Annotated in this window: 11 protein-coding genes and 2 pseudogenes; 9 read left to right on the plus strand and 4 right to left on the minus strand. The window is 49.1% G+C overall.

From position 1 onward, the window contains the following. Nucleotides 1-38 precede the first annotated feature (38 nt). The 3 genes from MKR05_RS25470 (at nucleotide 39) to MKR05_RS25480 (ending at nucleotide 2,751) form a co-directional block, all read left to right on the plus strand. Nucleotides 39-1,145, plus strand: a complete 1,107-nt coding sequence (locus MKR05_RS25470) for an alkene reductase (protein WP_023287189.1) — start codon at nucleotides 39-41, stop codon at nucleotides 1,143-1,145. 65 nt (nucleotides 1,146-1,210) lie between these two features. Further along, the gene (locus MKR05_RS25475; RefSeq protein WP_001194072.1) at nucleotides 1,211-1,912 is read left to right on the plus strand and encodes a DsbA family oxidoreductase; all 702 of its coding nucleotides are present in this window, start codon (nucleotides 1,211-1,213) and stop codon (nucleotides 1,910-1,912) included. 65 nt (nucleotides 1,913-1,977) lie between these two features. After that, a complete protein-coding gene (locus MKR05_RS25480) occupies nucleotides 1,978-2,751 on the plus strand; it encodes an SDR family NAD(P)-dependent oxidoreductase (RefSeq protein WP_048292275.1) in 774 nt (257 codons plus the stop codon). Nucleotides 2,752-2,969: 218 nt separating this feature from the next. Here the strand turns inward: MKR05_RS25480 and MKR05_RS25485 are convergent, their stop codons facing one another. Continuing rightward, nucleotides 2,970-4,160: a MalY/PatB family protein gene (locus tag MKR05_RS25485; RefSeq protein WP_048292274.1), complete on the minus strand. Its 1,191-nt coding sequence runs from the start codon at nucleotides 4,158-4,160 to the stop codon at nucleotides 2,970-2,972. A 133-nt stretch (nucleotides 4,161-4,293) separates the two neighbouring features. Further along, nucleotides 4,294-5,163, minus strand: coding sequence for a DMT family transporter (locus MKR05_RS25490; RefSeq protein ID WP_001567390.1), 870 nt, complete (start codon nucleotides 5,161-5,163; stop codon nucleotides 4,294-4,296). A 240-nt stretch (nucleotides 5,164-5,403) separates the two neighbouring features. Here MKR05_RS25490 and MKR05_RS25495 point away from each other — a divergent pair, with 240 nt between their 5' ends. Together MKR05_RS25495 and MKR05_RS25500 are read left to right on the plus strand one after the other, a co-directional pair. Further along, on the plus strand, nucleotides 5,404-6,156 hold the full coding sequence (locus tag MKR05_RS25495; RefSeq protein WP_284118946.1) for an alpha/beta hydrolase: 753 nt from the start codon (nucleotides 5,404-5,406) through the stop codon (nucleotides 6,154-6,156). A gap of 26 nt (nucleotides 6,157-6,182) precedes the next feature. Further along, nucleotides 6,183-6,496: pseudogene (locus tag MKR05_RS25500) on the plus strand (Tn3 family transposase); the annotation flags it as partial. Nucleotides 6,497-6,602: 106 nt separating this feature from the next. Here MKR05_RS25500 and MKR05_RS25505 read toward each other — a convergent pair. Then, nucleotides 6,603-6,917: a hypothetical protein gene (locus MKR05_RS25505; RefSeq protein WP_023288299.1), complete on the minus strand. Its 315-nt coding sequence runs from the start codon at nucleotides 6,915-6,917 to the stop codon at nucleotides 6,603-6,605. Nucleotides 6,918-7,980: 1,063 nt separating this feature from the next. On the opposite strand from MKR05_RS25505, the gene MKR05_RS27100 reads away from it, so the two are divergent. From MKR05_RS27100 to MKR05_RS25520, 3 genes are all read left to right on the plus strand, one after another. Continuing rightward, entirely contained in the window at nucleotides 7,981-8,313 is a 333-nt protein-coding gene (locus MKR05_RS27100; protein WP_227652022.1) for a hypothetical protein, read from the plus strand. A gap of 88 nt (nucleotides 8,314-8,401) precedes the next feature. Then, entirely contained in the window at nucleotides 8,402-9,319 is a 918-nt protein-coding gene (locus MKR05_RS25515; RefSeq protein WP_004026570.1) for a hypothetical protein, read from the plus strand. A gap of 261 nt (nucleotides 9,320-9,580) precedes the next feature. Next, a complete protein-coding gene (locus tag MKR05_RS25520) occupies nucleotides 9,581-10,576 on the plus strand; it encodes a hypothetical protein (RefSeq protein WP_004026572.1) in 996 nt (331 codons plus the stop codon). Between the two features lie 270 nt (nucleotides 10,577-10,846). On the opposite strand, the gene MKR05_RS25525 is transcribed toward MKR05_RS25520, so the two are convergent. Then, the gene (locus MKR05_RS25525; RefSeq protein WP_053897648.1) at nucleotides 10,847-12,403 is read right to left on the minus strand and encodes a PAS domain-containing methyl-accepting chemotaxis protein; all 1,557 of its coding nucleotides are present in this window, start codon (nucleotides 12,401-12,403) and stop codon (nucleotides 10,847-10,849) included. Between the two features lie 24 nt (nucleotides 12,404-12,427). Between MKR05_RS25525 and MKR05_RS25530 the strand changes: the two are divergent. Next, a pseudogene (locus MKR05_RS25530) lies at nucleotides 12,428-12,491 on the plus strand (hypothetical protein); the annotation flags it as partial.

Consider the following 12,491-nt stretch of genomic DNA (forward strand, 5'->3'; position numbering starts at 1 on the left):
TGCCGGGATACTCCTTTTTGTTTTTTGTGAGGTATACGATGAGTAAGCTTTTCACCCCCTATAATCTGTCTGGCCTGGCGTTAAAAAACCGTGTAGTCATGGCACCGATGACCCGCACCCGCACCATGAATGACGTGCCGGATGAGGTCGTGGCTTTGTACTATGCACAGCGTGCTTCTGCTGGCCTGCTCATCACCGAAGGGATGCCGGTTTCAGAAGAAGGCCGGGGTTACCTTTATACCCCTGGTATCTACAACGACGAACACGTCCAGGGCTGGCGTAAGGTGACACAAGCGGTTCACGCCAAAGGTGGCTGTATTTTCGCGCAGCTCTGGCACGTCGGCCGTATGTCTCACGTCTCTCTTCAGCCAGGCCACATAGCGCCGGTTTCAGCGGGCACCGTTCAGGCGGTCAATACCACCGTTTTTGCGCTGACCGAATCCGGAGAACCGGGCCCGGTTGTACCAAGCCAGCCACGCGCGCTGGAAACGCATGAAGTTAAACGCATCACTGCAGACTTCGTGCACTCCGCACGCCTGGCGATGGAAGCCGGCTTTGACGGCGTGGAAATCATGGCGGCAAACGGATTCATCTTTGACCAGTTCCTCAGTAGCGAACTGAACACCCGCACCGACGAATACGGCGGCTCGGTGGAAAATCGTCAGCGTTTCCTGCTGGAGACCATTGACGCCGTGGCGGAAGCCGTGGGTAACAGCCACGTTGCCGTGCGCCTGTCACCGTTCGGCCGCATTTATGACCTCGCGCCGTATGAAGGTGAAGAGCAAACCTGGTCAGCCATCACCGACGCGCTCGGTCAGCGGGAACTGGCCTACGTACACCTTTACTATCAGCCGGTGTACACCAAAGCGCCACTTCCGGAAGGCTTCCGCCGCCGTTTTCGCAACACGTTTAAAGGCACCATCATCGCTGCCGGCGGTTTTACCCGTGATATCGCAGAGCAGGCTCTGGAAGATGATGAGCTGGATCTGGTGGCATTTGGTGTGCCCTACATCGCTAACCCGGATCTGGTTGAAAGAATGCAAAACGGCTGGCCACTGGCAGAAAGTGACCGCGCCACCTACTACGGCGTCAGTGGTTCCCCGGAAAAAGGCTATACCGATTACCCGGTCTGGCAGGCGCAATAAATCCCATACGGTCGCGGTTCTCTGATAAGTGAGATCCGACCGCCCAACGTCTTTGAGGAATCATTATGCAAACGCTGAAACCCACCCTTACCATCGATATCTGGTCAGATTTGGTCTGCCCGTGGTGCTGGATTGCTAAAAAAAGATTTGAACAGGGTCTGAATCGCTTTGAATTTCGCGACCAGGTGGTGATCCGCCATCACAGCTACCGTCTGGCCGGTGGTACTCCCGCGATGCCTTTTAAGGATGCCATCGTTAAAAAGCTGGGCAGTCAGCATTCAGCGGAGCTGATGATGAATCAGGTGGGCACCGCCGGTAAATCTGAAGGTCTGATCTACAACTTCGACGGCATGATGTTTGGTGATACAGAAGATGCACACACCCTGCTGGTTGCCGCGCGTAAGGCCGGAATTGCGGACGCGGTGGAAGAACGTTTTTATCATGGCAGTATCACCGAAGGTCGCTCTCTCTTTGACCGTCAGCAGCTCGTTGCCATGGCCGTAGAAGCCGGTATGCCGAAAGCTGACGCTGAAGCCGCCCTGGAAAATGACGATTTTCGCGCCACCGTTTCCGACGATGAAGCCCACGCACAGTCTATTGGCCTCAGCGGCGTTCCGGTTTTTGTGATGAACGAAAAATATGCCATCAGCGGGGCTCAGGCAGCAGATAACTTTTTGAATGCCCTGCGTCAGGTCTGGGATGAACAGCAAACCGAATTTTCAGCCACTGCGGGTCAGACCTGCGGAACGGATGGCTGCAGTATTTAATCCGTCAACCGCCGGCAGTTTCACGCTGCCGGCAACGTCTTACCCACCAGTAATGGAGTCAGAAAATGAACACTTTTTTCAAAGGTAAAAAACTGCTCGTCGTCGGCGGTACCAGCGGCATGGGCCTGGCCATGGCACGCATGGTACTGGAAGCGGGCGGCAGTGTCGTGCTGACCGGGAATAAAAAAGACAAAGCCGAAGCGGTGCAAAAAGAACTGAGCCCTCTGGGACCGGTTGCGGTCATCGCGGCGAACCTGATGACCGAAGAAGGTATGGAAACTATCCGTCAGGAAATTAATGCTCACCATCGCGATATCAGCCTGATGGTGAATGCCGCCGGTATCTTCATGCCCAAAGGATTTACCGAGCACAGCTTTGCCGATTATGACATGTATCTTTCGCTGAACCGAGCCACGTTCTTTATTACACAGGATGTCGTGAAGAACATGCTCGCCGCGAAGCTCGAAGGGTCTATCGTCAACGTCGGTTCGATTGGTGCTCAGGCTGCACTGGGTGACTCGCCGGCCTCGGCCTATTCAATGGCAAAAGCGGGTCTGCATGCCCTGACGCGTAATCTGGCGATTGAGCTGGCCAGCGCGGGTATTCGTGTCAACGCGGTGTCTCCCGGGATTGTTCATACGCCGATATACGAAGGCTTCATGGACAAAGCGGATATCGCAGATGCTATGAAGTCGCTGAACGATTTCCACCCGCTGGGACGCGTCGGAACTGCCGAAGATGTGGCAAACACTATTCTCTTCCTGTTGTCTGACAAAACCTCATGGGTGACGGGCGCTATCTGGGATGTCGATGCGGGCATCATGGCGGTCAGACGATAACCCCGTGACGCTGGCATAAGCCGCCCCTTAAGGGCGGCATTTTTTTGTCGCCAGACATGTCATCAGCAGGCTTCACTAAGAATATTCACGACCTGTTCATCCGTGCCTTTTGTGTTCCCGGCACAGGGTGTTATGCCGGGTTCTGACGACATCCTGACAGGACAAAACGGCCAGAGAGAAAGGGGTTATACACGATGAGGAGCCGGTATCCGCAGTACCTATGAAATTCTTTTCATCCCTGCTGTCAGCATACTCCGTGGGCAGGCCAGATTTAACCGGATATATCCGTCCCCATTGTCGACAAACAGCAAGCCCCCTTCAAGAAGGACCCCTGACTCCCGGGCAAAATACAGCGATAAATCCTCACCTGCGGTGTCGGGCAGGTAGCGGCTAATATCTATCCAGGCCAGATATGTCCCTTCGGGGATCGAGAACCTGGTTTCGGGTAAATAGCTTTTGAGATAGTCGTGCAGGTACTGGAAATTGCCGTCAATATATTCCCTCAGATGGACAAGCCAGTCATCACATTCACTCCACGCCGCTTTGTTTGCTGCCAGGCTCAGTGGAGAGATGAACTCGTCGTGTCTGAGACGCCACTCGCTTCTGACACCGGGATCCGGAATAATAATATTTGCCAACAAATTCCCGGCCAGATTGAATGTTTTACTCGAGGACATGCAGGTAATAATGCGTGTAGAATCAGGGAAAAGAGAGGCGGCCGGTGTATGACCGATACCGCTTCGGGACAGGTCGCAGTGAATTTCGTCAGATATCACCCAGATGTCATTGGCCAGGCAAATTTCAATAATCCGCTTAAGTTCATCAGGCCGCCAGACTCGTCCGGTCGGGTTATGCGGATTACACAGGAAAAGGATTTTCACACGTAAATCGGCCTGACTGGCTTTGCGTGCAAAGTCTTCCCAGTCAGGTTCCCAGCCGCCTGCTGATTTTTTTAACGCCGAGTACACCACGCGACGCTGACTGTATTCACCCGCCTTTTTAAACGGGCCATATGAAGGCGTCATAATAAGAATACTGTCATCCATGTCGGTCAGAAGCGGGACGAGACGGTTCAGCGCGGGAATAATGCCCGGAGACAGCACAATGTCTTCCGTTTTGAAACGGTGACCATATTGTCGCTCACACCAGCTGCCAAAGATCTCATAGTATTCTTCGTCGTAGATTTTAGTGTAGCCGAGTATTTTTCTATCCAGACGGTCTCTGATGGCCTGAAGAATCGGCTCTGGTGTGGCAAAAGCCATGTCAGCAACCCAGAGGTTGATTAGCCCTTCTGCCGGATACCGCATTGCAAATTCGGACTGTCCCGAAAACAGGTATTCCCGCCAGCCGTCCACGGTGAGACTGTCTGTTTTCTCTCTGCTTACGTACTCATCAAAATCATATTTCATTTCATAAACCTGCCTTAGGTGTAGTCAGAAACGTCGACCTCAGTATTACTGTCAGTCTGATGCCGGAGCGGGAAAACTGGCTCGTGTGATTAACATAAGAGAATCATCACAACTGCATGAATTAATTGCGTTATTAAGGTTCTCTCGCCTTTGTCATCGACTGACGGGGGGATTTCTCGCGTGTCACCATCACAATGCCAGTCAGCACCGCCAGGGCAGAAAATATCGTTCTGACCGTCAGTGATTCATCCAGGAATACCACACCCCCTAGCATTGCCAGACAGGGAACGCTGAGCTGAAGGGTACTGGCGGTGATAGAGCCGAGAGAGGGTAAAAGGGTATACCACAATACATATGCACCGGCTGAGGCGGCGGCACCGGACAGCAATGACAAAGCAATGCCCGCAGCATCATAGTGACCCTGCTTCATAAACAGCAACGAAAGAGCGAGAGCCATCGGCGTGGCGAGTACAAAATTTGCCGCCGTTGAAGCCCCGGCCGCCTGGCCCGCCCTCCCCCTGACGGAATAGGCGGCCCAGGCTAATCCGGCAACGATCATCATAAGTGCACTGTAAAGCGGCGGTGCCTTCGCCCCGGGTAACAGCAGGGCAGCAATTCCTGCCAGAGCAATAACTAAACCGCAAGCCCGCATAACGGAGAGTGATTCCCCTTTAAATAATCCGTGGATCACCATCGCAAACTGTACGGCACCAAAAAGTAACAGCGCACCTGCCCCGGTATCGAGATGGATATAGGCGACAGAGAAGAGCACTGCGTACACCATGAGGTAAAATCCGCTCAGCGGACGCCACAGCGATAATGTAGTTTTTGCGTGATAAAACAAGAAAGGTGACAGGACGAGTGCACCACTGGCCAGCCTGAGGCTGCTGAATGAAAGGGGATCAATGTGGCCTCCCTGCAGGGCCAGACGGCACAGAATAGAGTTTGCAGCAAACGCCAGCATTGCCAGGGATATTTTAAGAATGAGCGCGCAATTGGCCATTCAGTGAGACCTCATAAAATTCTTGTAAACTACCATCTAGTTGGTAGCATAGCGTAAGTGATCACCGAACAGGAAGCAATAATCAGCTTTCAAACTGGAAGGTGAGGACAGGCATTCGGAATGAATTCTGTTTCACATCCCCAGTAGAGGAAGGAAAACGCGTAATGCCAGATGCAGAGCAGAAGATTATTTTTCCCTGCGATCAAACATATGAAATCAGTTTAAGACCTGGAATATCCTATGAAAAAACTAAAATTTACGTTCAAAAATGCGGCTGGTGAAGAACTGGCCGGATTGCTTGAACTTCCTGAAAATCCTAAAGCGTTTGCGCTGTTAGCTCATTGTTTTACGTGTGGCAAAGACCTCAAAGGCGCGGCGCGTATTGCGCGGAAACTGACAGAGAATGCTATCGCCGTTCTCCGGTTTGATTTTACTGGTCTGGGAAACAGCGAAGGGGATTTTTCCAACACCAACTTCTCATCCAATATTTCGGACCTGCTTTGCGCGGTAGATTATCTCCGCCGACAGCACGAAGCGCCTTCTTTGCTCATCGGCCATAGCCTGGGGGGATCGGCCATTCTGTCTATTGCCGGCGAAGTTCCTGAGGCAAAGGCCGTTGTCACCATAGGATCACCCGGAGAACTGACACATGTAAAACGTCTTTTTAAGGATGATGTTGAAAACATTAACCAGCATGGAGCCTATCCCGTTGAGCTGGCCGGGCGGGTATTTACCTTAAAGAAACAGATGCTGGACAATATTCAGGAACACAAAATCGCTCATAAGGTGTTCGCCATGAACAAGCCTCTGCTTATTTTTCATGCGACTGAAGATGATACTGTGTTAATTGAGCAGGCCGAAAAAATATTCAAAGCAGCAAAGCATCCCAAGAGTTTCATTTCGTTGGGTAAGGCGGATCACCTTCTGACTCATGCTCAGGATGCTGAATACGTTGCCGATATCATTATATCGTGGAGCGAATGTTACCTATAAACAGAGTAAATGCGTTCAAACTCGTAGCGCAGAGGGCGATTTTCTGCAGAGATCGGACGCTGTTTATGCTGGACTGATTTTGCGATAAAGGCTTAGGCCGATGCATACAGGCGGGGCTGAATAAGGGTGAGGCCCTTGGGCGAGCATCCTTCATGCACCGGCTGAATGAAATCAGGGATCTGGGGGTGGGAGGATCAGCGTTACCACGCCACCGGCGCTGACACTACATACGGCGGCGATAACACTCTGGAATACGGTTTATATAGAAAGAACCATTGAGCCGCTTAAGCAAAAAGGAGTCCCTGTTAATGAACTGCTGGTCTCTCATCCTTCTCCACTGCTGTACAAAATATAGTCTTAGCGTGGGATAATTTCCGTTTTCCAAGCGGACCCCTACGGGGTTTTTTATACCACACACAGGTTTCAGCTGGTGGGCATCACGGCAGCTACCTGAGCTTACTGTAGTGTTTTTGCCCAGCCCGATACTGTTTTATTGCAGCCTGTTGGCAGGCTACAGAGTCAGCCGGGGCGATGTCTGGATTTTCTTTCAGTGCGTCAATTGTGGCCTGCACCATGCCCTTGTCCAAACCCCATGTGGGGGAGGAGGGATTATTGGCTTCTAAAGGGACTTTCAGTTCCAGTACATCTCGTTTAGCACACGTTTTATTTGCCTGGTAAGTAAGGTCTGGGTCTGCAAGGATTTTAGCGGATACACCAAAACTCGCCAAAACCAGACACAGGGTGATACTTGTCGTTCGCATGTTTTATCCTTATTAATCGACACTGATAATCAGAGTGGTCTGGGATGCTTCTTTCTCCACGCCATCCACATTCTGTGTTCTGTCCTGATGTTTCCTTCAGAAGTTACTTTATTGTGCTTCGTGGTCGGTGGAGAGGCTAAAACGCTTTCAAGCGTTTCACCAGCATCGAATCGCGCGTACAGCTTGTAATCGGCGGCATTCCTGTTTGTCGGCTCACATTTGCCATGGCTCATTTTTATCATCCTTTGCGATAAGAACTTAACTCTGCAAGGTACCAGCTGCTGGCGCCATAAACGAATTTTTACTCCCGGTGGTAAATCACCTCAGGCATCGTCATCCCGGAGTTCCAGGTTTTAATACGTAGTGAAGGTCTTGCTCAATACTCGCCGGACGGAATTATTCATCATCACCGGCAGGGGCTGCAGTGCTGGTATGCACTTTATAGCAGTCCACCCGGCGGGACAATTCATGAAAGCTGGTGGGCTCGTAACCATCACACTCAAAACGTAAGACAACATGCCTTATAGTCCTGCAAAGCCTTTGCCCCGGAGCGCCACGCTCTGCGTGGGTCGCGACTGTGCACATTTTCGGCATATTCTTTTTTTCTTTTTTTTTATTTTTTCTCTTTTTTTCGTCCGCGCGGCGGGGGCCGGGTCGGGCACGTTGAAGGTCAGGACCCTCAAGGGTATGTTGTCTTACGTTCGCTCTTTTGCTACCTGACACGCTTGCCGGCGATCAGAATCAGAAGAATGGCCATCGCCAGTTTTTCCCAAATTTATCGCATACAGTAGACATCAATCCGGGGTAAGGAGCCGGTACTGGCCGGACTATTTCCACTGGCGCTGCTGGTCGTTACAGCTCTGACCTGATACCGTGGATATTAACGACATTCCAGGGAAGAGCAGGTATGGGTAAAATCCAGGGGATTTAATTGGTGACCGAAAGTTTGCTGTAGAAGCTGCTATGCCAGAAATTTTATGAATGGTCAGAAAAATGGATCACCGTCTACCAACTTAAGAACTCCCGTCTCTGGACAGACACCGCCATACGCCGCTGGCCTGGCGTGCCACTTCAGCAGGGCAAATATAAGGTATTATCTGTTGAAGCCGTCAGGATGGCGGAAACACGCCCGGATTTTCAGGCGAAGCTACAGACTCGTATCGATAAAGTTTGGTTTGATATGAACGCCGAGCTTCAGTACAACGTGAAACCCAGTGGGTGTCTGTCAAAGGTTATAGTAGTGAGCTGCGACTCCGGAGAGGTGCGGTTTGGGATTAAATGTCAGAGCTGTGAGTGGTCCGTACATGGTCATGATCATGTGATTGAAGAGTATGATGGGCTTATTCAGCTGGCCGCCGATAAAGCGGAAGGTGTTCATCTGGTCGCGAAAAAATAAGACACACCCCGCGAAAGTGGCTTTTTTGTGGGCGCTGGACAGAACCTCCTATTCTGTCTGGATATTCGTTTAACGGAGTGATTGTATTTTGGAAAAGATTCGGGCTACTGCAGTTAAATACATCAAGCTGGGAGAGGGAGGCGAATGGGAACGTGAGTGCCTGACATCTGGCATTATTAGGTTTGGTTACGACAAAACACCCCATCAGATGTGTCTTGAGGGAAAGTGGGAAGAAGTCAATAAAGTCTGGTTAGAAGAGAGGAAATATAACCAGTCCACTGCCACCAGTGATGTCAGGCAGATAAGGACATTTTACACAGCCACCCCCGATATGCTGTTCATAACTTTCAGCCAGGGATTATTGTATTGGTGTCAGCCTTCCGGGGAAGTCACAGAACTGGATGATGGCAGCAGGATCCGCCCCACTGTGAACGGATGGCACAACCATAGTCTGGCCGGAAACCTTCTCTCCCACAGCGTCCTTAGCGGTGCTTTGCTCGCTACACAGAGTTACCGGGGTACCATCTGCGATGTGCGTTTGGCCGATTACGCCCTGCGGAAAATTAACGACGAGCAATCGCCGGAAATCAAAGACGCGGATATTGCTGAAGCTCAGTACCTTAAGGCTATTACGAGGCTGTGTAGTTTACTTACCTGGCAGGACTTTGAATTGCTGGTAGATCTGATTTTTTCCGCCAGCGGATGGAGAAGAACCGGGTGCCTTGGGAGGACACAGAAGACCGTAGACATTGAGCTTGAACTGCCCACTACCGGCGAACGGGCATTTGTGCAAGTGAAGTCTGTTGCTGACCCGTCTGTATTCTCTGAGTATCTGTCACTGTTCCAGACCAGTGACAGCTATGCTCGAATGTTCTTTGTCTGGCATCGAGGGACATTGAGTGAGGACCTTCGTGCTGAAGGAGTCACTATGATTGGCCCCATCAGGCTTGCCGAACTCATACTGGACACCGGACTGGCTCGATGGCTTAGAAATAAGGTTTTGTAGATGCCCAGTACCTTACCACTTACGTGCATCTATGCCATAAGATTCCTTTACTTTCTCTGCGTGGTGGATTGCTAAATTGGGCCTCGTTCAGTTGTGGGATGTGAACAATGGTCTCGCTATATCTGGATGGAAATGGTTACGGCCTTCACACCCGTTTAAGCTTACTTTCGGTAGTTAATGCGTTGAGGTTGTTTTTCCCAATAAAAGATGATAAGGAATAGATAAACATTAGAGATCTGCTATTTTCGAGGAAATTTTTATATGTCAGATTTTTGGGCACGTATGCGTTTAGAAATACTCCGTAGCAACGGTGTAGAATATCAAAGACTATTTGAAACCGTAATGGAGTTATCTTACCCTGAAAAATTCAGGAAGGTCAAACCTTGGGGAAGAAAAGGTGATGGCGGTAACGATGGTTATATTCCAGAGCGAGGGGAATATTATCAAGTATACGCTCCGGAGGAATTAAATCGCGAAACAATAAAATTTGCAATAAAAAAAATGAAAGCAGATGTTGAAAAAATAAAAGAATCATGGAATGAGTCTTGCGAGTTTAAAGTTTTTTATGCGGTTATCAATGATAAAGAACAGGGGTTTCCAAAAGAGATATATACCACTCTTGCGAAAATTAAAGAAGATTATAAGTTAGAACACGCAGATGTTTTCAGCTCTTCGAGCCTTCACCGTTTAGCAATGAAATTACCAGCATCAAAGTTAAAAACATTTTTGAATGTCGAGACGCCCTCATATAAGAAAGAAATGGTTATACATAACTACCTAGTCAGGCATTTACCTTTAGATCAGCCAGGCCTCTTTGTCACTAATTTGTCTGCCAATTATATTGAAGCTGATACTTTAAGGGATTTGAGGAAAATTGTCGGCATTTGTAATCAACAAACGTATGATATTCCGGGTTTTAAAGAAGCAATTGAAGCAATGTACCCATGGATTCTTGCTCTTGAAAAACATTTCATGGAGTTTAGATATATGGAAATGGGGCGAAGAGGATATATGGTTTTAAAAAGCTGGAAAAAAAATGAACCCTATGAAATGCATGAAAACCTTCAGAAAGAGCACGACTTATGGGGAGAAAACTGTAGCATCATCTGTAATAACTTATGTTACACCATTAATCAGTATATTCAACTATACAGAGAATATATTAACTTAGAGTTTCTGGATGGGAACTTTATGCTACTAGAAGACGAGACATTACCTGGCGAACTTTTAAATTTATTACCAAACACAAATGATTAAAATGTCTTGTAGAGGATAGAATGTCATACAGTAATTTCAGATGGCTTATTGAGAGAATTACTCAGCTGAAAAGCCATGAAAGGGGGAACCGCAGAATTCGGAAAAAATCGTACGCTAAGCTAACGGTGTTCTCGTGACAGCTCTTTGACTAGGCTTTCTAAGGCCATTCTGATAGCCCTGACTTCCTGAAAAGCCATGGCTAAAATTTGTGCGGCTAAAAGGGATAACCGATGGTAAAGTAAGTTATCCCTGTCGAGATACTGAAAAGCGTTATCCTCGTTTTTCCCAAAACTGTTTTGCCAGTTCGCTCAGAGCGCTAGTTAACTGAGCGACAGATTTCGCACTTTGCAAATTATTCTGCCCGGTCTGTACATTGGTATCAGCAGCATCGCGTATATTGATAATACTGCGGTTTATGTCTTCACTTACTGCTCCCTGCTGCTCGACCGCAGTCGCTATTTGCGCGTTCATGTCGGTAATTTCGTTAACGCGTTGGCCAATTCCATCAAGAGCTGTAGCTGCTTCCTCTGCGTGAGCTACACTCGTGTGCGCTTGCCGACTACTTTGCTCCATGACTGTAACAGCGGATTGCGCTCGCTCTTGTAGAGCGCTGATCATGCTTTGAATATCCGTTGTCGATTGCTGTGTGCGAGCAGCAAGACTGCGAACCTCATCGGCGACAACAGCAAAACCACGCCCCTGCTCACCAGCACGCGCGGCCTCAATTGCTGCGTTGAGTGCCAACAAATTCGTTTGCTCGGCGATCCCTCGTATAACGTCAAGAACTTTTGATATCTCGTTACTTTGACCTTCAAGCTCATGAATAACCTGAGTGGCTTGCCTAATTTCACCTTCAAGGGCAGTGATTGACTGGCTTGTGTGGGCTACCAGACGCTGGCCAGATGCCGTCTCAGTGTCTGCTCTTCCGGCCGCATCTGCAGCATGCTGTGCATTGCTCGCAACCTCTTGAATGCTTGCCACCATTTGGTTTACTGCCGTTGCTATTTGATCTGTCTCTGCCTGCTGCTCAACTGTAAGTACATTGCTTGACTCAATATCCTTTAGTAGGCCTCGGGTGTGTTCGCTAAGCCGATTTGATGCATCACCTATGCGACCTACTATGGCGCCTGTTTCAGCTTGCATCATTCGTAAAGCAAACTCTATTTGGCCAAACTCATCGGTGCGCCCAGTGTAGAGGGATTGACTTAATGGGTTATTGGAAATATTCCTGGCTCTTTCAACCAGTCTTCCAAGAGGAGAGAGAATAGCCAAAACACTAACAGAGCTTAAGCTTCCTGACATTAAAGTGGCTAACAATAAGCTGCTTATTGATGTATCAGTAAGCATGCCGGCAGCCATTGCGCTTGATATAATACTACCCCATATGAGCAAGAGTATTTTCACGGAAAAGCTAGCAGCCAATTTCGGCCTCGCGGCCTTCCCGCTTCTCAATTGAGCATATAATTTTTCCGCAGCCAAAACCTGCTCAGGTTCAGGCTTGGTCCTTACAGACTGGTATTCAACAATCGAACCATTCTTAGCTATTGGCGTTACATAAGCACTTACCCAATAGTGGTCGCCATTTTTACAGCGATTTTTTACTAGCCCCATCCATGAGCGGCCAGATTTTAATGTACTCCACATATGCTCAAATGCAGCAGGCGGCATATCTGGGTGTCTTACGATGTTGTGAGGCTGGCCTAATAGTTCTTCCTCAGTGAAACCACTGATTTTAATGAAGTCAGGATTAACGTACGTGATATGGCTTTGAGGGGAGGTAGTCGAAAGGGCACTGTTGCAAATAGTCGGTGGTGATAAACTTATCATCCCCTTTTGCTGATGGAGCTGCACATGAACCCATTCAAAGGCCGGCATTTTCAGCGTGACATCATTCTGTGGGCCGTACGCTGGTACT

This window comes from Klebsiella sp. K5-204 (assembly GCF_030128585.1).
Lineage (GTDB): Bacteria > Pseudomonadota > Gammaproteobacteria > Enterobacterales > Enterobacteriaceae > Klebsiella > Klebsiella quasipneumoniae.